Source organism: Candidatus Accumulibacter contiguus, from assembly GCF_036625285.1.
GTDB classification, from domain to species: Bacteria; Pseudomonadota; Gammaproteobacteria; order Burkholderiales; family Rhodocyclaceae; genus Accumulibacter; species Accumulibacter contiguus.
Window position 1 is genome coordinate 2,716,253 of record NZ_JAZKUC010000001.1, and the last position, 20,940, is coordinate 2,737,192.

The 20,940-nt window shown below is 61.8% G+C and carries 20 protein-coding genes and 2 pseudogenes; 7 read left to right on the forward strand and 15 right to left on the reverse strand.

Going from position 1 to position 20,940, the window contains the following annotated elements:
* Position 1 precedes the first annotated feature (1 nt).
* A complete protein-coding gene (gene aceB, locus V5B59_RS13255) occupies positions 2–1,600 on the reverse strand; it encodes a malate synthase A (RefSeq protein WP_169069150.1) in 1,599 nt (532 codons plus the stop codon).
* A gap of 116 nt (positions 1,601–1,716) precedes the next feature.
* On the opposite strand from aceB, the gene V5B59_RS13260 reads away from it, so the two are divergent.
* Positions 1,717–2,622, forward strand: a complete 906-nt coding sequence (locus V5B59_RS13260) for a LysR family transcriptional regulator (protein ID WP_169069151.1) — start codon at positions 1,717–1,719, stop codon at positions 2,620–2,622.
* Positions 2,623–2,923: 301 nt separating this feature from the next.
* Here the strand turns inward: V5B59_RS13260 and V5B59_RS13265 are convergent, their stop codons facing one another.
* From V5B59_RS13265 to V5B59_RS13275, 3 genes are all read right to left on the reverse strand, one after another.
* Positions 2,924–3,847: a hypothetical protein gene (locus V5B59_RS13265; protein WP_332351391.1), complete on the reverse strand. Its 924-nt coding sequence runs from the start codon at positions 3,845–3,847 to the stop codon at positions 2,924–2,926.
* Positions 3,844–4,266, reverse strand: a complete 423-nt coding sequence (locus V5B59_RS13270; RefSeq protein WP_034931510.1) for a hypothetical protein — start codon at positions 4,264–4,266, stop codon at positions 3,844–3,846. Before V5B59_RS13270 ends, V5B59_RS13265 begins: the two co-directional genes overlap by 4 nt.
* Before the next feature lie 616 nt (positions 4,267–4,882).
* Entirely contained in the window at positions 4,883–7,816 is a 2,934-nt protein-coding gene (locus V5B59_RS13275; protein WP_332351964.1) for an HD domain-containing phosphohydrolase, read from the reverse strand.
* Between the two features lie 285 nt (positions 7,817–8,101).
* Here V5B59_RS13275 and V5B59_RS13280 point away from each other — a divergent pair.
* The 3 genes and pseudogenes from V5B59_RS13280 to V5B59_RS13290 form a co-directional block, all read left to right on the forward strand.
* Positions 8,102–8,214 (forward strand): annotated as a pseudogene (locus tag V5B59_RS13280) (IS5/IS1182 family transposase); the annotation flags it as partial.
* Between the two features lie 183 nt (positions 8,215–8,397).
* The gene (locus V5B59_RS13285; RefSeq protein WP_248594637.1) at positions 8,398–9,018 is read left to right on the forward strand and encodes a PEP-CTERM sorting domain-containing protein; all 621 of its coding nucleotides are present in this window, start codon (positions 8,398–8,400) and stop codon (positions 9,016–9,018) included.
* A gap of 215 nt (positions 9,019–9,233) precedes the next feature.
* Complete coding sequence (locus tag V5B59_RS13290; protein ID WP_169069152.1) at positions 9,234–9,743, forward strand: adenylyltransferase/cytidyltransferase family protein; 510 nt, start codon at positions 9,234–9,236, stop codon at positions 9,741–9,743.
* 58 nt (positions 9,744–9,801) lie between these two features.
* Here the strand turns inward: V5B59_RS13290 and V5B59_RS13295 are convergent, their stop codons facing one another.
* From V5B59_RS13295 to V5B59_RS13305, 3 genes are all read right to left on the reverse strand, one after another.
* Entirely contained in the window at positions 9,802–10,650 is an 849-nt protein-coding gene (locus tag V5B59_RS13295) for an HDOD domain-containing protein (RefSeq protein WP_169069153.1), read from the reverse strand.
* A gap of 180 nt (positions 10,651–10,830) precedes the next feature.
* Complete coding sequence (locus V5B59_RS13300; protein WP_034916172.1) at positions 10,831–11,214, reverse strand: YajD family HNH nuclease; 384 nt, start codon at positions 11,212–11,214, stop codon at positions 10,831–10,833.
* Between the two features lie 80 nt (positions 11,215–11,294).
* Entirely contained in the window at positions 11,295–12,461 is a 1,167-nt protein-coding gene (locus tag V5B59_RS13305) for an alkaline phosphatase family protein (RefSeq protein ID WP_034916175.1), read from the reverse strand.
* Between the two features lie 50 nt (positions 12,462–12,511).
* On the opposite strand from V5B59_RS13305, the gene V5B59_RS13310 reads away from it, so the two are divergent.
* The 3 genes from V5B59_RS13310 (at position 12,512) to V5B59_RS13320 (ending at position 14,904) form a co-directional block, all read left to right on the forward strand.
* Positions 12,512–12,763: a hypothetical protein gene (locus tag V5B59_RS13310; RefSeq protein ID WP_034916177.1), complete on the forward strand. Its 252-nt coding sequence runs from the start codon at positions 12,512–12,514 to the stop codon at positions 12,761–12,763.
* A gap of 168 nt (positions 12,764–12,931) precedes the next feature.
* The gene (locus V5B59_RS13315) at positions 12,932–13,456 is read left to right on the forward strand and encodes a hypothetical protein (RefSeq protein WP_169069154.1); all 525 of its coding nucleotides are present in this window, start codon (positions 12,932–12,934) and stop codon (positions 13,454–13,456) included.
* Positions 13,453–14,904: a diguanylate cyclase gene (locus V5B59_RS13320; RefSeq protein WP_169069155.1), complete on the forward strand. Its 1,452-nt coding sequence runs from the start codon at positions 13,453–13,455 to the stop codon at positions 14,902–14,904. Before V5B59_RS13315 ends, V5B59_RS13320 begins: the two co-directional genes overlap by 4 nt.
* 157 nt (positions 14,905–15,061) lie before the next feature.
* On the opposite strand, the gene V5B59_RS13325 is transcribed toward V5B59_RS13320, so the two are convergent.
* The 8 genes and pseudogenes from V5B59_RS13325 to V5B59_RS13360 all read right to left on the reverse strand — a co-directional run bounded on the left by V5B59_RS13325 (position 15,062) and on the right by V5B59_RS13360 (position 20,707).
* A complete protein-coding gene (locus V5B59_RS13325; protein ID WP_034916182.1) occupies positions 15,062–15,436 on the reverse strand; it encodes a hypothetical protein in 375 nt (124 codons plus the stop codon).
* Positions 15,437–16,039: 603 nt separating this feature from the next.
* Positions 16,040–16,507, reverse strand: coding sequence for a nuclear transport factor 2 family protein (locus V5B59_RS13330; protein WP_169069156.1), 468 nt, complete (start codon positions 16,505–16,507; stop codon positions 16,040–16,042).
* Positions 16,464–16,688 (reverse strand): annotated as a pseudogene (locus V5B59_RS13335) (SDR family NAD(P)-dependent oxidoreductase); the annotation flags it as partial. The gene V5B59_RS13330 and the pseudogene V5B59_RS13335, both read right to left, overlap by 44 nt.
* 70 nt (positions 16,689–16,758) lie before the next feature.
* Positions 16,759–17,292, reverse strand: coding sequence for a DUF3833 domain-containing protein (locus V5B59_RS13340; RefSeq protein WP_169069157.1), 534 nt, complete (start codon positions 17,290–17,292; stop codon positions 16,759–16,761).
* The gene (locus V5B59_RS13345; protein WP_034916191.1) at positions 17,289–18,518 is read right to left on the reverse strand and encodes an MFS transporter; all 1,230 of its coding nucleotides are present in this window, start codon (positions 18,516–18,518) and stop codon (positions 17,289–17,291) included. Before V5B59_RS13345 ends, V5B59_RS13340 begins: the two co-directional genes overlap by 4 nt.
* A complete protein-coding gene (locus V5B59_RS13350; RefSeq protein WP_211203280.1) occupies positions 18,518–18,799 on the reverse strand; it encodes a hypothetical protein in 282 nt (93 codons plus the stop codon). Before V5B59_RS13350 ends, V5B59_RS13345 begins: the two co-directional genes overlap by 1 nt.
* On the reverse strand, positions 18,768–19,949 hold the full coding sequence (locus tag V5B59_RS13355) for an SAM-dependent methyltransferase (RefSeq protein ID WP_034916193.1): 1,182 nt from the start codon (positions 19,947–19,949) through the stop codon (positions 18,768–18,770). Before V5B59_RS13355 ends, V5B59_RS13350 begins: the two co-directional genes overlap by 32 nt.
* On the reverse strand, positions 19,946–20,707 hold the full coding sequence (locus V5B59_RS13360; RefSeq protein WP_034916195.1) for a DUF1365 domain-containing protein: 762 nt from the start codon (positions 20,705–20,707) through the stop codon (positions 19,946–19,948). The genes V5B59_RS13355 and V5B59_RS13360 overlap by 4 nt, the downstream gene beginning before the upstream one ends.
* Positions 20,708–20,940 lie beyond the last annotated feature (233 nt).

Genomic DNA, 20,940 nt, shown 5'->3' on the forward strand with positions numbered 1-20,940 from the left:
TCTATTCCATTGCTTCGTACAGCGGCAGGGTCAGGAACTCCGGGTATTCCGGTGTCAGCGACATCTTGTCGAAAATGACTGCTGCCTGATCGTAGGTGGCAGTATCTTCTCCCTGAGCGCTGACCGTGGCTTTCACCTTGAGCAGTTCTTCGGCGATCATGCCACGCACCATCTCGGCGGTGACCTTGCGGCCGTCATCGAGGACGCCTTTGGGCGAAACCACCCATTGCCAGACCTGCGAACGCGAGATCTCGGCCGTGGCGGCGTCTTCCATCAGGTTGTGGATCGGCACGCAGCCGTTGCCGGCGAGCCAGCTGCCGAGGTAGTGAATGCCGACGTTGATGTTGTTGCGCACACCGGCTTCGGTGATGGGTTGTGAAGGCTGGAAGTTGAGGAAATCCGCCGCGGTGAAGGTCTCGTCGCGCTGCTTTTCCCACTGGTTCGGGCGGTCGCCGAGCACCTTCTGAAACTCCTCGGCAGCGATCGCCACCAACCCTGGGTGGGCCACCCAACCGCCATCGAAGCCGTCATTGGCGTCGCGGGTCTTGTCGTGACGGATGCCTGCCAGCGCCTTTTCGTTGGCCACCGGATCGTTCTTGATCGGAATCAGTGCACTCATGCCGCCCATCGCCGGCGCGCCTCGCTTGTGGCAGATCTTGACCAGTTGCAGCGCGTAGCTGCGCATGAAGGGAACCTCCATGGTGATTGCTCCACGATTGGCGAGGCAGAAGTCCGGGTTCTTCTTGAACTTTTTGATGCACGAGAAAATGTAGTCCCAGCGTCCGGCGTTGAGGCCGGCAGAGTGCTCGCGCAGTTCGTAGAGGATTTCCTCCATCTCGAAGGTGGCAAGGATGGTCTCGACCAGCACGGTGGCCTTGATGGTGCCGCGCGGCAGGCCGATGTGCTCCTGCGCCAGGATGAAGATGTCGTTCCACAGGCGCGCTTCGAGATGCGATTCCATCTTTGGCAGATAGAAGAAGGGGCCAGCGCCACGCGCGATCTGCTCTCTGGCGTTGTGAAAAAAGACGAGTCCGAAGTCGAAGATGCCGCCGGAAACGCGCTGACCATCGACGGTGACGTGTTTTTCGTCGAGGTGCCAGCCGCGCGGACGAATCTGCAGAGTGGCGATGGTGTCGTTGAGTGCATATTCCTTGCCGGCTTCGTTGGTGAACGACAACTGGCGCCGAATGGCTTTGTAGAGGTTGACCTGGCCCTGGATCTGGTTGTCCCACTTCGGACTGTTCGAGTCCTCGAAGTCGCTCATGTACGAATCGGCGCCCGAGTTGTAGGCGTTGATGATCATCTTGGCTTCGACCGGGCCGGTGATTTCGGTGCGGCGGCGCTCGAGCGCCTTCGGCAGCGGTGCAATTTTCCAGTCGCCGTCGCGGATGGATTGGGTTTCCGGCAGAAAGTCGGGCATCTCGCCAGCGTCGATCCGTTCCTGGCGAGCAACGCGTGCCTGCAGCAGTTCCTGGCGGCGACCCTCGAAAGAGCGGTGCAGTTTGGTGACCAGAGCCAGCGCCTCGGGGGTGAGAATGGTTTCGTAACCGGGTTGGATCGGTGCGTTGATTTGCATGCCGGCGGGCAGATCGAGACTCATACGATGACTCCTTTCGATGGGTGATAAGCAATGCAGCGATTCTATTGGATGCTGCAATGAAAGATAAGAGCGATTAGAATCAAATTATCTTTTACTTCTGGTATCGAATCGGCGAGATGGATCATATCAAGCAAATCGAGGCCTTCGTTAACGCAGCGACACGTGGCAGTCTCTCGGCAGCAGCACAACTTGAAGGGATCACGCCGGCAGTGATCGGGCGCCGGCTCGATGCTCTGGAGGCGCGCCTTGGCGTCAAGCTGCTGCTGCGCACGACGCGAAAGCTGTCGCTGACCTTCGAAGGGCAGGCTTTCCTCGAAGACTGTCAGCGCATCCTCAACGACCTGGCGAATGCCGAAGCGGCAGTTTCACTCGGCGGCATTCGTGCCAGCGGTCACCTCAAGGTGTCGGCGCCGGCCGGTTTTGGGCGCCGGCATGTGGCGCCTCAGGTGGCCGTTTTCATGCAGGCCAATCCACAGGTCAGCGTGCGGCTCGATCTCACCGATCGGATTGTCGATCTGCTCAATGAGGGCGTCGACTGTGCGGTACGCATCGGCGAAATGGCCGATTCGAGCCTGGCGAGCAGCAAACTTGGTGAAATGCGCCGCGTCGTCGTCGCCAGCCCGGCCTACCTGGCGGAACACGGGGCACCCCGTACGCCGGCCGAACTGACCGCACACAACTGTCTGTCGCTTGGCCAACAGCGTGGCTGGGTGCTGCGCCAGAACGTGGAAGGGGAGGTGGCTAACCACAAGGTATCGGGCACTTTCGAGTGCAACGATGGTGCGGTGTTACACGCCTGGGCACTGGCCGGAAAGGGATTGGCCTGGCGATCGATGTGGGAAGTGGGTGATGATTTGCAGAGTGGCCGGCTCGTTTCCCTGCTCGACGAGCATGCGGCTCCCAGCGTCGGTATCTACGCCGTATTTCCGCAACGCCGGCATTTGCCATTGCGGGTTCGGTTGTTCATCGATCAGCTCAAGACGACTTTTGGTGATCCGCAGTACTGGGGACTTGGCCACTGAACTCTGGTCTGACGCGAAGCCAAACCGCAGCCACTCGGCGCGCCGGATCACTCCACATTGCTGGCGGCCTTCCTGGCAGCACGCAGCAGCGCTTTTCTGGCCTTTTCAGCCCGGATGTGCGCGATCGCCTGAGCCTTGTTGCACTCCTTGCAATAGGAATGCAGGCCATCCGAACTTCGTGAGCTTTTGTGAAATTCCAGGACGGATTTTTCTTGCTTGCACTTGACACAGATTTTCGTATTCATGGGAGGAAGGGGATAAAGGGGGTGCGAACGAAAGTGTTGGACGGGGAGTCTCGGTTTTAAGCCGCTCTGCGTAGAGGCTCCGCCCAGCGCTTTTCCCAATAGGTTTCCCACAGCTGGTTATGTCGCATGACACGCAGGTTGATCATGGCTTGAGCCATGTCCGCACGCCACCAAGCCCCTGGGCGCTTGAGGCGGGCCTGCACGAGGTAGCGATGAGAACTCTCGACCTCGCCAGAGCCGACGGGCAGATTCAGCGCAAGTGCGCGGGGGTAGTCCAACTGGTCGAGTCGGTTGGAGAAATAGCGCCAGGCGACGCGCACCGGAGCCTGCGGGTCATCGACCGATGCAGGTTCGAGGTGCAGTTTCATCTCTGCAACCACCTCGCGGGCCTGTCCCAGCAGGAATCGCGCCTTCTGGGAGGCCACCCAATCCTGGGCAGAATCCGGCGCGCAGACCTTGCTGGCTGGGGTCAGATATTCGCAGACGTGGAACAAGTCGACCAGGAAGGTCCCCTGAGTACCGAACAGTTCCTCGATTTGGCTGCTTATCCAAGCCGCCCCGTCGCCAACACAGTGAACCTGGGTCTTGGGGCCAAATCCCAGCGCATCGACCAGCCGCTTCAGGATGGCCCCCGCTTCCCGGGGACCCTCCATCGTCACGCCGGCCTTGGGAACGGCCTCGCCCTGCCGCTGTGCGATACAGACCTTCGCTTCTCGCCAGTGCGTGCGCTTCCCCTTGCGGGCGTCCGCAGCGCCCTCCACGGTCTCGACAAGGGGCACCATTCCGCCGTCCGTCTCCACAATCAGCCTCTTCGCGGTGTTCGATGGGCCCGCCACCGGCAGGCAATCTGCCTCCGTTAATTCACAGGCCACCCGTTCGGTGAGCGTCCGGGGCGCACTGACCGCCAAGTCAACACCGTAGTGCTCCTTGATTTTTGCCGCAACCTGTCCAAAGGGAAGGTCGGCGCCCAAGTCCGTCACGGCGCGCTCCAGTGGCAGAGAATGGCTCCGGCAACGGACACCGGCAGCTTCTGAAAAAGGACGAAGCAGCCGGTTTGTTTCTTTGTGGAGAAAGCATTCCTCCTCCACCATGACCGAGCCGTATGTCGTATACCAGAGAACTTTTTTTTCGCGTGTACCACGACCGGCTCAGCGGCCCGCACCTCGGCTGTCACCGCCTCAGCAACCTGCTCGGCCCATCCCGTCAGAATCTCCTGGCCCGTCCCGCGGAGAATTTCTATCACGCGGCGCTCGGCTTCATCGGCCCGACGCAGATCCCCTTCGGCGTTCTCCACCAACTCCAGCATCTCTAGCACTTTCGCCAGTATCTTTGGATTAGCCTCCAAACGGGCCACCAAGTCTCTGGAATCGCAAGGTTCGATGTGGGAAATCTTAGGCATGGCTTCTCTCCGTGGATGGGTTCCCTACTCTATCGCAACTCTCCGCTAATTTCCTTACGTTTGCTCACGTCGCTGACAATTATCAGAGCGGGACTCGCCCAACACTTTCGTTCGCACCCGGATAAAGGGAGTCCAGAAAGATTAGGGTGTGCATGTGGCTACAATAAGTTGAATTAATGGACTCCTATGTGACCAATGGCACGTTTTATCTCACATGGGTGCGCTCCCTGCCCCTCGAAGCCCGCGCCGAGAGCCCCAATCCGGCGCCCAGAAACCCCTCGCAGGCAAGCATAAATAGTATTCTCATCAATACGATGGCAGTATAATAAGGGAGCTCTACGGAGGGGTTGCCGAAGCTTTCCGGGCCACCGACCAGAGCAAACGAGAAGGCTCAGCCTAGCCAGCACGACATAAGCAAAGACTATGTCTTTATATAAACACCGCTAATTAAATAGCCACTTGGGCGGCAGATTCTTTGCGCTGCCGGGAGTGGTTCACCGTAGCGGTAAAAAATTCTGACAGTCTGTGGCGAATGCTGCGGTCGACGATGTCACACCCGGTCGCGCTCGCTGATCCGGGAGGGAGGGAGCTGCACCAGAGCGGATCGAGTGCCGAGTCAGACTGCGGGTGGCGGGCGAAGCGTCGTGGCGAGCAAGCGCTCGACGTCTATCGCGTCGACCTGCTCCGGCTGCATGAATTCTCGGGCATAGTCGAGATGGACGCCGGCGCGCAGGAAGAGTGCGAACAAATCCGGATCGATGTGCTGCTCCTGTTGCATCCGGGACATGATGGCCAGCGCTTCCGACAGCGTCTTGCCCTTCTTGTAGGGCCGGTCTACCGCCGTCAATGCTTCGAAAATGTCGGCGATGGCCATCATCCTCGCCAGCGGGCTCATTTGCTCGCGCCTGAGTTGCCGCGGGTAGCCGCTGCCATCCATTTTCTCGTGGTGAGCTCCGGCGATTTCCGGCACTTGCCGGAGGTGCCTCGGGAAAGGCAGTTGCGAAAGCATGACCAGCGTCTGCACGATATGCTCGTTGATCTTGTAGCGCTCCTCTGCCGACAAGGTGCCGCGCGCGACAGAGAGGTTGTAGAGTTCGCCTCGGTTGTACAGCAGCGCCGGAACCGGCATGCGAAATCCCCAACGGTTGTTCTCCGGCATGCGATCCTGCGGCCGCCTTGCAAAAACGTGCTCCGGCTTGTCGGCGAGCAGTGCTTCGACAACGGGCAGTTTCGGGCAAGGGGTGCGCGCCTTGCGCAGTTTCTCTTCCCGGGAAATGCCGATGCGGTCATCGAGCGTGCGCAGCCAGGTCCGTGTGGCGATCGAGCGCAGGCGATCGATGCTTTCCGGAGCCATGAATTCACCCCCTTCGTTGCAACTGGCAACGAAGGCAAAATCGTCGTCGAGCCGCTGCAGCTCGGCGGCGACGCGGCGGTGTACCGATTCTGCGTCCGTACCTGCGACAATGGCCTGCAGGCCGCTGATTTCCGCGTCACGTTTGAGCACTTCAAAGCGCATCCGTATTTCGTGGATGCGGTCATGAATGGCTTCGAGCTTGGTGGCCTTGTCCACCACGTATTCGGGCGTCGTCACCTTGCCGCAGTCATGCAGCCAGGCGGCCACATGTAACGCTTCCCAGTCATCCTCGGTCAACTGGAAATCCTGATAGGGACCGCTGCTGGCAGCGCACGCCGCGCGGGCGAGCATCTTGGTCAGTTCCGGAACGCGTGCGCAGTGACCGCCGGTATATGGACTCTTGGCATCAATCGCCGTGGCCAGCAACTGGATGAAGGCTTCGAACAAATCCTTCTGAGCCTTGATCAATGCCTTGCTTTCGAGCGACACCGCTGCCGTACCGGAAAGGGCTTTGACGAAGCTCAGGCGGCTGCTATCCGTTGCCGTATCGCAGAGCAGGATCATCGCGCCGACCAGTTCGCTCTTGCGGTTGCAGAGCGGGACGGCAATGGCGTGGCTCGCCTCGGCCAGGTTTGCAGTCGCCGGCCCCAGGCAGGCAATATCTTCGGGCTGCAGCCGGTTGGCACGAGCGACGCCGTCGGTCAGGGCAGCGCCGAGTAGCGGGCCGGCGCGCGCTACGTCTAGCGAAGGCAATTCGCCAGCCAGTGCCGAACCGGTATCGTCGAGTGCCGCGGCCGGATTGAGCTGACCGTCCTCGGCCAGGTAAAGCACGCCAGCCCGTGCCCCGGATGCCGAGAGCGTATCGGAGAGCAGGCGCGGCAGCAGTCGGTCGAAGTTCTGCTCGGCGGCAACAGTCTCGCTGATGTCCAGAAAGCGGTGGATGGTTCTCTTCATCCCGTCCATGGTCAACACCAGCTCGGTGACTTCCTTGATCGAAGACTCCAGGGCAATCGGCCGGGAAAATTCGAAATGGCGGATCGCCTCGGCTTCGCTGGCCAGACGGCGCAACGAACGCGAAATGCTCTGCGCAAGCAGCCAGGTGAGCGGAATCGTCAGCAGCAGAACGAGCAAGGTGGCCGATGCCGAATGCTGTATCACTCGCAGGGCACCGGCCATCAGCTCGCTTTCGGGAATGGCGGTGACGAGGTAGAGCGGCGGCACCCCTTCGAGCAGGAGGCGGTTAACCGAGACTCTCCACGTGTTGCCGCTGACCGTGACGCCAAGGATCTGCGCTTCCTCGTCCTGCATCTTCCTGACGACGGGCAGGAGCGGTACCAGTGCCGGCACGCCCAATTCGTCGATTCTTGCCAGCGACGGTTTGCCATCGCTGGCCGGCGAGGCCAGCACCATCCGCGAGGCCTCCTCGTAAGCCAGTACATGGCCCTGTGAATCGACGAGAACCATCACGCTGCCCGGCGTGACCTTTTGCCTGGCCAGGTTCTCTCCAAGGGTATCGAGCAGGATGTCTGCGCCGACCACGGAGCGTCCACCGCCGGCGCGGCTGGCCAGCGTCGTGCCGACCCGCCGGCTCGAGAAAAACAGGTACGGGGCGGTCTTGACCTGCGTCCGAGAGGCCAGTCCTTGCTTATACCAGATCCGGTCCCGCGGATCATAGGCCGCAGCGTAGTCCGGACGGTCGTCGTCGCGCAGAGTCTGCAGTGCCGAATCGAGATAGATGAATCGACCCTGCCGCTGCCCCCCCAGCTGTTCGATGCTCTGCACCACGTAGCTCGCGCCGGCCGGCGCTCGTGCGGCTTCGCTGACGCTGCCATGGCCGATCCGTCCAAGCAGGAAGAAGTCGCCATTTTCGTAGCCGATATAGAGCGAAGACAGGGCCGGCGAACTGTCGAGCGCCTGCCGAATGAACTCCAGGCTGTCGAGACGCTCCCTGAGCGAGGTCGCACGGGTCACCCGCTGCAGGCTCAACAGGCGGGCGGCCACCTCCGCCGGTTCGATGATGCGCCGCATCTCCAGCAGTGCCGCACGGCTGATGCGTGCCGTCAGGTCGGCGGCGGACTCTTCCAGCAGATTGCTGCTGAGCTGGTAGCCAATTCCCCCGAGAACACCGCCAACGAGAAGAATCAGCGCCAGAAACAGTGTCGAGATATGGATGTGCAGTGGGTAGCGATAACGCATGTGCCTGGCCTCGTAGCAGCATCTTCCGGATAGCAAACGATACCGAAAAAGCATGGCTTCGTGCGCGGAATACAGCCACCCTGAAAAAGATGGAGATCTATAGAAAGTATCGGAGATTATTTACATCGCGGCTTGCATGTTTTCCCTTGCGCCCTCCGTTGTGCGCAGTATAATTATTTAAGCCATTGTTAAAAATCATATTACCTGAAGTCTTCAGGGTGTTGGTGTAGTATATTGACATGAGCCTCCGGGGTTCCGGGTTTGGCGGCAAGCAGAGGGTGCGAGATGGCCATGCGGGTGAAGGCGGCACGGGCGAGGTGGGGCTCAAACAGCGGTATCGGGTGACGAACTGTTCGAAGTACGACCGAGCGCTGGTCAGCCGCGGCAATCTGACGATCTGATCTGGCCGTAGACGAAACGACCAAGGACATCATCGGCATGGAAGTGACCACCGCCGACCGGGGCGACAGCCTGTACTCCCGGACTTTCGAGCGGCAAGTCACCGAAGGTCACATCCGGGCCGCGAACATCATCTAATTAAGGATGGTTTTTTTAACACGCTCAAATCAAGGAGAAGCCAAATGAAACCAATAAAAATGTTGGCTATGAAGAGCAGGGTGATTTGTGGGGTGGCGGCCTTGTTGCTGCTCTTGAGCACGTCTGCGATGGCCGGCTTTATCGACTTCGAAGGCGATACGCTAGGCCCCAAAGCCAACGGATTTACTTCGGTTGGCGACGCGGGAGTGCACTTCTTCGACACGATCGGGACGGACTTGCGGGTCCATCCCGACCAGACCGTGGTGAGCCAGAATCTTCAGGCGCCTATTGACGACGCAAGCCGGATCAAGATCGTCTTCGACACGGATAAGAGTTCACTCAACTTGTTTTTCGGCAACGATGATGCTTGCTGCTCAGCCCCCGGTGATCGAGCCTGGCTGGAAGTGTTCAGCGGCGTCACTTCTGTTGGTCTCGCGAGCGTGGTCATGAACCGCAACGACCTGACCGACCAGTCGATCGGCATTTCGACTGCCAGTTTCGACAGCGCGCTGTTCTGGTACGGGAAGGCGGACGGAACACCGATCGGTCTGCTCGAGGCGATAGACAATATTTCGTTCACTGACGCGGTTCCCGAACCCGCCTCTCTTGCGCTCCTTAGCCTTGGTCTGGCAGGACTCGGATTCAGCCGCCGCAAACAAGCGTAATCACACCACTCATACAGACCCCGCTGCAGCGGGGTCTGTTTATTCTGCCGCTGCACGGCTGCGCATCGCATACACGGGATCGTACGTCCGCAGTGCCGCGTTCATCTGCTGCCAAACGCTCTTTCGATTAGAATCTGTTAATGTAGAAGTAATCATATCGGTGCTGCGCGCGAATTTGGAAAGCCTGTACGATGAGCGCCTTTGTGGAGTCACCCATGCCCGATCCAACGCCTAGACCATCGATCAAAGCGCCTGCTTTCGAAAGCAAGATCGTTTCCCCCGGCGAACTCGCTGCGCGCATTACCGGCGCACCGCGTCCGCTGGTGTTCACCAACGGCTGCTTCGACCTGCTGCACCGCGGCCATGTCAACCTCCTCGCCGAAGCCCGCGCACTCGGCGCGGCGCTGATCGTTGCGCTGAACTCCGATGCTTCGGTCAAACGACTTGGCAAAGGCGACGACCGTCCGGTCAATCCCCTGCGCGATCGTCTGGCGGTCATTGCCGCTCTCGAATCCGTCACGCTGGTAACCTGGTTTGAGGAAGATACGCCCTTGCAGCGCATTCTCGATTGCCGGCCCGACATCCTCGTCAAGGGTGGCGACTGGCCGGTCGAGAGAATCGTCGGCAATGAAGAAGTGAGCGGCTGGGGTGGGCGTGTACTGTCCTTGCCGTTCATTCACCAGACATCGACCACCGGTCTGCTCGCAATGATCCGGCGGCTGTAGCGCGCTGCGCGGGCAGTCATCGAGCGAGCGGCTGCTCGGGAAGCGCCTTTCGGCGAGATCAGGTACTGAGTGCGCTCTTCAGCGAGGCCAGATCTTCTGTGGACTCGGCAAGCACAGCCTTGAGTGCCTCGGCGTCGAACAACTCCGACAACCTGGCGGGGTCAAGGGGCTCGCAAAACAGGCTGTCCCGCCATCCATGCTGCACATTGGCCAGCTTGTTGGCGACGAACAGCACGTCCCCCAGCGTTTTCAGGGTGACTATCGTACGATCCTGTTCGTGCTCCTGCACCACCACCAGCAATTCCTCCGGCATCCCCATCGCCGCCAGCAATGCGTGTCCGATACTGTCATGCCATTGCACCAGCAACTCATGCAGTTCAGCGGGTTCGTCGACCAGGGCAGGGAAATTCACGGCCCGCGAGAGCAGATAGAAAACACCCAGGTCATGCACCAGGCCGGCGAACATCGCTTCGTCGGGACTGACCTTGGTCAGCCGGCGCGCCAGGACGCGTGACAGTGCGGCAACCTGCATGGTGTGTTCCCACAGGCGCTTCGACAGCACTTCGAATGGTGCCATCTTCTTCGAACTCAGCAGTTGTTCCATGGCCACGGCAAAGGAAACGCTGCGCACGACCTCCATGCCGACCCGGGCAATCGCGCTATTGACGTCGACGATGGCCCTTCCGGATGGGTTCATCGCCACCGAATTGGCCAGACGGATGATCTTGGTGCTCATCAAGGGCTCGGCGCTGATCAGCCTCCCCAGATGTTCGATGGTCAGATCGGGTTTCCTGAGCGCGGTACGCACCTGAAAGGTGATATCGAGGAAAGTCGGAAAAGAAACGACCTCGCCGGACAGGTCGCGGGCGATGTCCTCGAGGATGCGGAAGCAGTCTTCATTGCGCACTCTGTCTTGCTCCCACATACGATGCACAGCGGTGGCCGAGCGTGATTTGCCAGAAATATTGCCAGGCGGCACGGTGCCGGCCGGCAGGGAATCGAATTTTGCCTGAAAACAGCGCGCAAGGGTACGCCAGCTCGCCGAACCGGCAACCGGCACTCGTCCGGGCAGCCTGGCAGCGCAGGGTCAGCGGCCTTTCAGGAGATCCTTGAGATTCGCGAACGGTTGCGCTGTCGCCGGCGCCTTGGCGGTCGTGCCAAGCGAAGTGATTCCGGCTTGGCGTGCCGCTGCGGCGTCGAGTTCCCTGGCGTGTTCGTTATCGTGGCAATAGAGGCATAACAGCTCCCAGTTGCTGCCATCGCCGGGGTTGTTATCGTGATTGTGGTCGCGGTGGTGAACGGTGAGTTCGCGCAGATTCTGTTGCGTGAACTCACGGGCGCAGCGACCACAGATCCACGGGTAGATTTTCAGAGCCTGTTCACGATAGCCCGCCTCGCGGCCAAGGCGGTTGCGGATGGCGTCGGCGATCAGACGATCGGTGTGTGCGGTTTTGGCAGGGTCGTTGGCCATTGCTAAACTCCTTGTGGAATGTATACGCTATACGTGGGGCAAGCCGCTGCTCCTGGCAGTCAACAAGTCATGAATGACCGTTAGGCCAGCAGCGCGATCAGCGGAACGCGCATTTCGCTGCTACTGATGCCGCCATGTACGCCGAGCATTGCAAAATGCTTTTCTCCCGGCAGCCAGTCCTTGATCGTCCAGTTGTCCTTCATCACCAGGGTGTAGTCGCCGATCCGGGATGCGAGGCGCGGATGGTGGGGTGGAGGACCGAACCAGCCGCCTGCGATCAGCCGGTCGCTGGCGTAGAGGTGGGCAGCGCGGGCAAGATGGCGGCGCACATAGTCTTCGAAAGCTGGCCGATCAGCCGCGGCGACGTAGCAATAGGCGACCCGGCGCTCACCGCACAAGGGCCGGAGCAGCAGTGCGGCGAGCTGTGGATGGTCGTCGAGACTGATGACTCGGCGGGGGGGAGAATCAATGAAACCATGGTCGGCGGTGAGCAGCACCCAGGTATTGCTGCCGCGCAGCTTGCGCAGCAACTCACCGAACAGGGTGTCAACTGCGCTCAGCGTCTGTTGTGCCTGGCGGCTGTCGGTGCCGTAATGATGCGAACAGCTGTCGAGGTCGGGGTAGTATGCATAGACATAGCGCGAGCGGGTCGTTTCCTGCAGCAGTTCGCCCAGACAGGCAAACATCTCGGCGACCGAGCTGTAGGCAAGCGTCTGCGCCGCACGCGAGTGCCAGGCGTTGAAGGCGCTGCCGACGATGCTCTGTGGCGCCACCACCCAGGACTCGCGATCCAGCCTCTGAAACAGCGACGGATGCTCGAACAGGCGCGACGGCAGAGCGGCCGGCGACAGCCGGGGCGGCCCCAGTCGGGGTGTCAGCGGCAGGATTGCCAGGGTCTGGTCGATCTCGTCCAGATGCATATGCCAACCGGTGAGACCGTGCTGCGCCGGCGCGAGGCCGGTCATGAAGGTGGTGATGGCGCTGGCAGTGGTCGACGGAAAAACCGAAGTCATGCTGCCGAGCAGGTGGTGTTGCAGATGTGGGCTGCTGGCGTGTCTGGCCAGCGTCCGTTGCCCCAGCCCATCGATGACCAGCAGTACGATATGCCGCGCCCGGCCCAGTTGCGCCGCCGACAACGCAGGCAGCGGTGGATATGGACTGCTGGTGCTGCCGCAGGCCGTGGCGATGCTCTGCACCAGATTGACGATGCTGCCGCCAGCGTAGTCGGGAAGGTGAGTCGAACTCATGATGCGGCCATTCTACGCCAAGTGCCAGCGCTGGGTGTTGCCGCAAGTGCGTGGCAGCGGACACGCCACCATCCGGCGCCAACGACTTTGTCGCCAAGCCGATCAACTGGCCGATCTTCGGCCATCGGGCGCGCTACGTCTGGCGTTCGGCGCTGGCGGCACGCCAGTTACGCGCACCCGATTTCCTCGCGAGCGTTGCGGCGACGATTGCCGAAACTGGCATCAATACCGAGCAACTCGAGCTGGAACTGACCGAAAACATTCTGATGGAGCCCGAGTCGCGACAAGTGCAGGGGCTGTAAGGCGGGATGCCCGAAGCTGCAGGGCTATCTTCTCAGCCAGCTGCTGCCACCCGATGCGATGCAAATGCTCCTGCGCGACGGCAGCATCAGTCTGCCATCGAAACAAGACACGAAGTGCGCTACAGTCCCTGTCGACGGTCCGGACAAGACCAACATTGCGAGGCAACAATGAGGAATCACCACAGAACCACGCAGAGCTCCGAGTATCTGCGTTTTGCCGTCAAGCACATGACTCAGCAACAGGCGCCTCTTCACCCAGCGAGCCATGCCGTCTGGTACCAGGATGTAGCGGGCATCAACCCGCATCTGCAGGCGGAAGTCGATGAGTTGCTGCAGCGCAGCCGGCGGCTGGACGACGCGGACGTCTACGCCCTCTATGACCGCTACACAGCGGAATTCGGCACGGCAACCGCCCTGCGCATCGGCGAAAGCGTCGGCCACCTCATGGATCAGGTTTCCGAATCAGCCGCGCAAATGGGCCACGAGGTCTCGCGCTTCGGCGATTCGCTCGAGGACTGGAGCGATACCCTGAGCGAGCCCGAGTCTGCTGGCGGCGAAGCCGCCAAAGCGGACTTCGTCAACCGGGCAGACCGCGCGCTCTACCTGGCCAAGACGCAGGGGCGCAACCAGGTCATCCTCGCCCCGCGTCCGCAGCCTGCAAACAGCAGACAGACCGGGCCCCAGTTACGATGAACGACGACGAGTTGATCCGCACCCTCGCCGAGGATCACGTAATCCCGATGACAGGACTGCTGTCGCTGTTGATGCCCGCGAGCGCGGGTGTCGGTTTCGGCCTCAAAGGCCTGGATGGTCGTTACCGGCTGGCCAACCGGGAGATGGAACGACTGCTCGGCCAGGGTCCGACGCGTCTGCTTGGGCGATCGGAGAGCGATGTCCTGCCGACTCACCTGCTGGCACAGCTCGCCCGTTGCGACCAGCGCATCCTCGACGGTGCGCCGGCAGCGTACGAGGAAGTCGAGATACCCGTCGACGGCAGGATCAGCCGTTGCCGGTGGATCAACCTGTCAGTCTTCGGCACCGACCACAAGCTACAGTCGATTGCCTCGATCGTCCATGAGACGCTCCCATCGCCGGAGATCCCGTCCATGCAGCAGACACTCGATCGCCTGCGCCAGGAGAATCAGGAACTGCAGCGAACGGTCGTCGAACTCGAACAGGTGGCCAGCACCGACAAACTCACCGGCGCGTGGAACCGGCGGCGGCTCGAGGAATGCGTTCGCAGCGAGATGGACCGCCTGAACCGATACGAACAGCCGCTGAGCCTGCTGCTTGTCGACATCGATCACTTCAAGGCGATCAATGACCAGCATGGTCATGGCGTCGGCGACCAGATCCTGCAGGCCGTGACCTCAATGCTGCAGAGCCGCCTGCGGGGAACGGACGCCCTCGCGCGCTGGGGCGGTGAGGAGTTCGTCGTCGTTTGCCCGAACACCGGCCGGTCTACGGCGGCGCTGCTTGCCGAACGCTTGCGTGGGCAGATCGCGAGTGCCGCTTTTCCGTTGATCGGGCAGCTTACCGTCAGCATCGGCGCAGCCGAATGCAGCCCCGGTGAAACCTGGGAAGAGTGGTTCCAACGCGCCGACGAGGCGCTCTATCGGGCAAAGACCGGTGGCCGCAACCAGGTCCAGCTCGCACCGGAAGCGGTCCGGCCCGCGGACACCCAGGGATACGTGGTCGCCAACTTCGTTCAGCTCGTTTGGCAGTCGGCGTACGAATGCGGCAACGAACTCGTCGATCGCGGTCATCGCCAGCTTTTCGCCGACGCCAACGAGCTTTTGGCGGCTATTCTCGGACAATACGAGGCGCGGCGTTTGGACCTGATTGTCGAAACGCTCACGACTGATGTTGCCCAGCACTTTGCCGACGAGGAATCTGTCATTCTCGCCGCCGGCTATCCCGGCGCCGCCGAGCACGCCGTCCTGCATCGTGAACTTGTGGCGCAGGCGCGTCGCCTGCTCGACGACTATCGGACCGGCAAACAGGGGGTCGGCGACGTGTTCCAGTTTCTTGCCTATGATGTCGTCACCCGACACATGCTGGGTGAGGACCGCAAGTTCTTCCCTTACCTGCGCGCCCATGTCGCCGCGCCCGCCGGGAACCGCGAAGAGCCATCGCCGTGAGATCGGTGCGGGCCGGCGAGCCGCCGACACACGGCGGCTCGCGAGGAACCGGCGCGACCTGCCGGACACGACCCGGTTTGCGCCGACGCCGTGCCAGGATGAAGACGTGAGCCGCGCCGGCAGAACCACATGTCGGGCGCGCGGAAACTCCCGGCGCCTACTTGCTCACCGCTTCCTTCGTCTTTTCGGCGGCTTCCTTGGTGGCGTCCGCCGCCTTGACGACCATCTCCTTGCCAGCCTCCTTGGTCGCCGCAACGACCTCCTTGGTCTTGTCCTTGATGTCCGCACCGGCGCTTGCGGCACTTTCCTTGGCGGCAGCACCGGCATCCTTGACGGCCTCCTTGGTCGCGTCGGCGGCGGCACCGACAGCCGCCCCGGCTTTCTTGGCGGCATCCTCCGCTTTCTGCGCAGACTCCTTGGCGAGCCGCGCGGCCTCGGTCTTGGCGGCCTCGGTCTTGGGCTCGTCCTTCTGACCACAGGCGGCGACAGCCACGGCAAGCAAGGCGGAAACAATGAGCAGGGGGGTCTTCATGATTTCTATCTCCAGTTCGAGAAGGGGATGGGTTGATGGGAAAGATGACAGGTTGCCGAAGAACTTTGCGAGAACGCAGATCGGGGAATCCGTCGCGACTCGCCAGCCGCCGGACGACCGTCCGGGCGAAGCACCCCAATCACAGCACATTCGCCTGCGCGAGTAAACCCGGCCGGCGACAACCGGCTGCGATAACACGCCGGCAGGAATGGCGCCGGCACCGTCATCGGGCCTTGCCAGACCGTCGCAACGAACAACGAGCAGCGCCGAAGGGATCCGTATGAGCAGCAGGGAGTACGCGGGCCTGGATCAACGACGCCGGTTTGGCCGACATGTTTGCCGCCGAAGCCGACGGCCTGATCGCTCTGACGGGTCTTCCCCCGTAGCTGTTTAAGTGCTTGAAAACATTAGTACCGTTACATGCCTACAAATGAGCTAAGTGCTTGAAATTATTAGAGCGAGGGGGGAAGATCCGTCTGACAGTCTGTTCGGCGCCGCACGTAAGCGCCTAGCCGTTCATCCAGGGGCAGGAACTTCCACCCGTCGTAAAGGCTGTCCACAAACATCTTGGGCCAGCATCCGATTCGCAGCTCTACCACCCTTTCAGGCTGCCAGAGCCCTCCGCAAGCCCCGCATCAAGGTTCCGAGCACGGGCAGTTTCATGTACAGTTCCTCGCCGGTATCCCAGTAATCGCGGTGGTAGCAGACTTTGCCCTGGTCATCGAACTGCAGGTGCGATACGCCACGCATGACTTGCACCTCGCCCTTGCCCCATAGGCGGACACGGTAGAAGAACTCCCAGACCAGCATCGCGCCGTTTTCAGCAACCACCTGCTCGGTGATGACGAAGCGCGGCTCGGCGACCTGCCGAAACATATGTTCGAAGATGCGCTGGAGGGCTGCGACACCACGCACCTCGTTGAACGGATCCTTGAACCAGGCGTCGCGACTGTAGAACTCGGGAAGGCGGGCCACACTTTCGAGCGACAGCTCATGATAGAAACAAACGAGTTCGTCTACGTTCACCTCAGCCTCCGGTAATGCGGCGAAGCAGTGGGAAATACCAGCCATAGGGCAGCAGCGACAGACATTTCAGCACCCGCGTGAAACGTTTTGGATAATGAATCTCGAACTTGCCCATCCTGAAGCCGTCGAGCGTCGCCACTGCGGCCTGCTCTGGCGTCAGTAGCGCCGGCATCCGGAAGTCGTTCCTGGCGGTCAGCGGCGTCGCGACGAAGCCCGTGTTGATCACCGGATCGACGCCACCCAACGCGCCACGCAAGCTCTGACGCGTTGGCCACGCCAGCCATGAATGGTTGGGTTCATCGCTTGACGAAGGTCAACGTGACTTCGCCAAGGTTGAAGCCCCACTTGCGCATGGACGAGCGATTGAGCATCACCCGGTCGTCCATCAGGAACATCCAGTCGTCAAAATCAACATGATAGGTCTTGCCATCAACCGGCAGCGCCAGTACATAGCGCCATCGCAGCGCATTTCCGGCCACTTCGCCGACCGCCTCGCCGATGACGTCGTCGGCGCGCCCCAGAAAACTGCCATCGGCCTGCCGGGTCAGTGTCCACACCCGGCGCGAGGTGCTGCCGTCCGACCATTTGAAATTCTCGTCAAGCACGCCGACATCACCCTCCCACTTGGCTTCGATCACCACGTGGAAGCGCTTTTTCACTTCGCCGGAGCGTCCTTGGAAAATTCCCCAGGCGTCGAGGGTGCCATTCAGATAGGTTTTTAGGTCGAGAGCGGGTTGCTCGGCACGGTATTGCTCGACCCCGTTCGAGGCGCAGCCCGCTACGCCGAGCGCAAGCGGGCTCAGGAAGGCTGCAGCCAGCAAGAGTTTCATGTCAGATTCTCCAGAGAGTGACGCCAGCGCCAGAGCAGCGCGCCCGCCAGCGCCTTGAAAGCCAGCGGCAGGAGGGCATAGGCAAGAGTCAGCGCAGCCAGCCCCTGCGCGCCACCGCCACCCGGCACATAACCAAGCAGGGAAAGTAGCGGGAGAGCGAGTCCGGCGGCGAGCGCGAGGTTGAGTTTGGCCACCAGATTCCAGACTCCGAAACAGGCGCCGGCCTGTCCCTGGCGGTCGCCGAGGTCGGCGGCAATCGCTGCTGGTAGCGCGAGATCGGCTCCCAGCGCCAGTCCGGAAGCGAGGCAGATGGCGGCAAAAGCCCAGAGATCACCAGGGCCGAGCAGGCTTGCCCCGGCAAAGGCGACGATGGACAGCCCCATCGCGCCCAGCCAGACGATGACCCGGCCAAAACGGGCCGAGAGTTGCACCCACAGCGGCAGCGACGCGGCGCCGGCGACGAAGTACAGAGCCAGCAAGGGACCACTCTCCGTTTCGAGTTGCAGAACGTCGGCGACAAAAAACAGGAACAGGGTCGCCGGTAGCGCAGCGGCGATGCCGTTGGCGACAAAGACACCAAGCAGGCGGCGGAAGGTTGAATCGCCGAGAACTTGCCGAAGGCTGGGCCACAAGGGGGGGCTGATGGCTGGCACTTGCCGCCCGGCACCAACCCGGCTGAAGGTAGCCGCCGCGGCGAACAGCAGTAGCGGTGGCAGCACCCAGCTCAATCGGGAGATTCCTTCGTTCAGGTTTGCCGCCAGGAACGCTGGCAAGGCTGCCGCCAGCACCACACCGATCAGCCCGAAGCCTTCGCGGGCCGCGGTCAAGCGCGTGCGCAGTCCGGAATCGACACCGACATCCGCGCCCCATGCCTGGTAGGCGACCGAGGCGGCCGAGAAACCGACATAGGTCAGGGCCAGCGACCCCAGCAACCAGACACCGGCATGTTCCGCTGGCGGATTGAGTAACGCGACGAAGCCGATGGCGAAAGGCGGCAAAGCCAGCGCCACCATCGTCGGGCGCGCCACCCGGTCGGCGAGCCAGCCCAGCCAGGGGTCGATGCCGGCATCGAACAGGCGCGCACCGAGCAGGATGGCGCCGAGCAGCGCCAGTTCCATGCCGGCCGCTTCCGCATAGAAACGCGGCACGTGCACGTAGATCGGCAGTGCCGCAAAAGCCAGCGGCAGACCGAGCAGGCCGTAGGCGAGGATACGTTCGGTGCCCATCAGCTCAGGAAAGCGGCCGCTTGAGCAAGGCCGCTCGCAACTCGGGGGCGCTTGTACGTCAGTTTCAAGGCCAGCGGCGGGCGCACGGGATCTTCGCCGGCGGCCCACAGGGTCGCCTCGTAGATGAGGAAGCCAAAGCGGCGGAACTCGCCACTACCCCAGCGCTTGAAGCCGGCGGTCAGGATTTCCGGGCCGCTGCTCGCCAGTCCGGCCAGCGGCCAGGCGGCGAGCGCGAGCAATAAACGGCGCCTAGCGATACGTGAGTTCGAAATGGAAGACATCGATGTTTCCGGCCAGGAAGCCGGCCTCGCAATAGCAAAGGTACAGGCGCCAGAGGCGGCGGAATGGTTCGTCGAAACCCAGCGCCGCAATCCGCGGCCAGTTCCGGTCAAAGGCTTGCCGCCATTCCGCCAGCGTCCGCGCGTAGTCTTCACCGAAGGCATGTTCGCCCTGCACCGCCAGCCCCTGCCGCGCGGCAGCGGCGCGGAAAGCCGACGGCGACGGCAGCATGCCGCCGGGGAAGATGTACTGCTGGATGAAGTCGGTACCCTTGCGGTAGTCGGCAAACAGCTCGTCACCGATGGTGATGCTCTGGATCACCGCGCGGCCGCCCGGTTTCAGCGCCTTGGCGAGGGTCCGGAAATAAGTCGGCCACCAGCGCTCGCCGACGGCTTCGAACATCTCGATCGAAACGATGTGGTCATACTTCTCACGGGTGTCACGATAGTCCTGCAACCGCAGGTCGGCCTCCGGCACGCGCTTGCGAGCCCATTCGAGCTGCGCCGGCGAGAGCGTCAGGCCGGTCACCTGCAGGCCCTGCCGCACGGCCATTTCCGCCAGACCGCCCCAGCCGCAGCCGATTTCCAGAACGCTTTGTCCGGGTTGTGCCTGCAATCGGCTCAGGATGCGACGATACTTGGCGATCTGCGCGGTTTCGAGATCGACCGCGTCCACACCGCCATAGAGCGCGCTGGAGTAACTCATGCCGGAGTCCAGCCAAAGTCTGTAGAACTCGTTACCGAGATCGTAATGGGCCATGATGTTGCGCTTGCTGCCGGCGCGGCTGTTGCCGTTGAGCAGGTGGCGGATACGTGCGGCGAGCAGGTGACGCCAGCGCCCATAGACCGCCAAGCGTAGCGCAGAGCGGTTTTTTGCAAGCAGGGTCAGCAGACCGGTGACATCCGGCGAATTCCAGGCGCCGTCGAGATAGGCGGCGGCCAGGCCGATATCGCCACGGGCAAGCACCTGAGCGAACATCGCCTCGTCGTGCACCTGCAGAGTGACGCCGTGCTCGCCGTCGCCGAACAGGCGGCTTGAACCGTCCGGCAGACGCACTTCGAGAAGACCCCCTTGCAATCGTTCCAGCAAGTCGAAGACCAGACGGGCATCGCGTGCCAGGGGCACTGCCTGGCGCAGGGTCAGGGTATTCATTTGCTCGGTTCCTGTAATGGGAAATCGGTTTTTCTGCCATGAAAAGGCACGCCCTTGAGCCACAATCTGAGCGCCTGCCAGTGAATGCGGGCCATGATTCCCAAAGTCAGTATGGGCATGCGCAGAAGGGCGGAGGCCAAGGCCCGGGTCGACCACGCCTGCGGCTTGCCCGAAATCGCAGTCAACAAGAGTTCGCCCTGGGTATCGTCGTAATCGATGCGCATGCGCGGGCAATGGCGTTGCAGATCGAAGCGGAAGCGATAGCCTCCCTCGACCTCGCAGAACGGCGAGACATGAAACACCTTGCTCGCCTGCAGCACCTCACCGTCCAGCAGGGGCGCGGCGTCTGGGTGATGCAGCAGGTAGCCGTGATGGCCGCCGAAAGTGTTGTTGACTTCGGCAAGCACGGCGATCAGTTCGCCGGCACGGTTGTGACAGAACCAGAAGCTGACCGGGTTGAAGACGTAGCCGAGAACCCGAGGAAAGCATTGCAGGATGATTTCGCCATCGTCGGGCAGACCACGCTCGCGCAGCAGGCTCTGCATCCAGGGCAACAGCGGACTGCCGTCGCGCGGGCCATGGTCCTTCTGGTGAAAACTCAGCAGCTTGCCGCGGTCGACCGCAAAAAGCGGACCACAGGCTGCGGCCAGGTCGGCCAACGGCAGTTGCACGAAGAATACCGGGTAGACGAAGGTATGCACCGCCGGTCGCAGGCGCCGGTGCATCACGTGGCCGATCAGAAGGCGTGGGGCAGTCATCGCGACCTCAGACGCTCGTCAGTTCGCTGGCGACCGGCTTCGACTCGCTCTGCCAAGGTGCCCGCATTCCGATCAGAGCGATTGTGGCCTGCCGTCGAGCAGGCCTGGAAAGCTGTCGTCGAGCAACGCGGGGCAGGCAGCGCCGGGAGCCATGGCAAAGCAAGGAGCAGCAGCCCTGCCAATCCGCTGCAGCGCCAGAGATTCTCAATCATGTCCACCCTTCCGAAATTTTG

Coding starts and splice junctions, on each gene's coding strand:
- V5B59_RS13355 (WP_034916193.1), bottom strand. CDS start 19,949: ATGAATACCCTGACCCTGCGCCAGGCAGTGCCCCTGGCACGCGATGCC.
- V5B59_RS13270 (WP_034931510.1), bottom strand. CDS start 4,266: ATGCCTAAGATTTCCCACATCGAACCTTGCGATTCCAGAGACTTGGTG.
- V5B59_RS13260 (WP_169069151.1), top strand. CDS start 1,717: ATGGATCATATCAAGCAAATCGAGGCCTTCGTTAACGCAGCGACACGT.
- V5B59_RS13325 (WP_034916182.1), bottom strand. CDS start 15,436: ATGAAGACCCCCCTGCTCATTGTTTCCGCCTTGCTTGCCGTGGCTGTC.
- aceB (WP_169069150.1), bottom strand. CDS start 1,600: ATGAGTCTCGATCTGCCCGCCGGCATGCAAATCAACGCACCGATCCAA.
- V5B59_RS13340 (WP_169069157.1), bottom strand. CDS start 17,292: ATGAAACTCTTGCTGGCTGCAGCCTTCCTGAGCCCGCTTGCGCTCGGC.
- V5B59_RS13275 (WP_332351964.1), bottom strand. CDS start 7,816: ATGCGTTATCGCTACCCACTGCACATCCATATCTCGACACTGTTTCTG.
- V5B59_RS13315 (WP_169069154.1), top strand. CDS start 12,932: ATGAGGAATCACCACAGAACCACGCAGAGCTCCGAGTATCTGCGTTTT.
- V5B59_RS13320 (WP_169069155.1), top strand. CDS start 13,453: ATGAACGACGACGAGTTGATCCGCACCCTCGCCGAGGATCACGTAATC.
- V5B59_RS13300 (WP_034916172.1), bottom strand. CDS start 11,214: ATGGCCAACGACCCTGCCAAAACCGCACACACCGATCGTCTGATCGCC.
- V5B59_RS13350 (WP_211203280.1), bottom strand. CDS start 18,799: ATGTCTTCCATTTCGAACTCACGTATCGCTAGGCGCCGTTTATTGCTC.
- V5B59_RS13290 (WP_169069152.1), top strand. CDS start 9,234: ATGCCCGATCCAACGCCTAGACCATCGATCAAAGCGCCTGCTTTCGAA.
- V5B59_RS13285 (WP_248594637.1), top strand. CDS start 8,398: ATGAAACCAATAAAAATGTTGGCTATGAAGAGCAGGGTGATTTGTGGG.
- V5B59_RS13305 (WP_034916175.1), bottom strand. CDS start 12,461: ATGAGTTCGACTCACCTTCCCGACTACGCTGGCGGCAGCATCGTCAAT.
- V5B59_RS13360 (WP_034916195.1), bottom strand. CDS start 20,707: ATGACTGCCCCACGCCTTCTGATCGGCCACGTGATGCACCGGCGCCTG.
- V5B59_RS13330 (WP_169069156.1), bottom strand. CDS start 16,507: ATGGCTGGTATTTCCCACTGCTTCGCCGCATTACCGGAGGCTGAGGTG.
- V5B59_RS13345 (WP_034916191.1), bottom strand. CDS start 18,518: ATGGGCACCGAACGTATCCTCGCCTACGGCCTGCTCGGTCTGCCGCTG.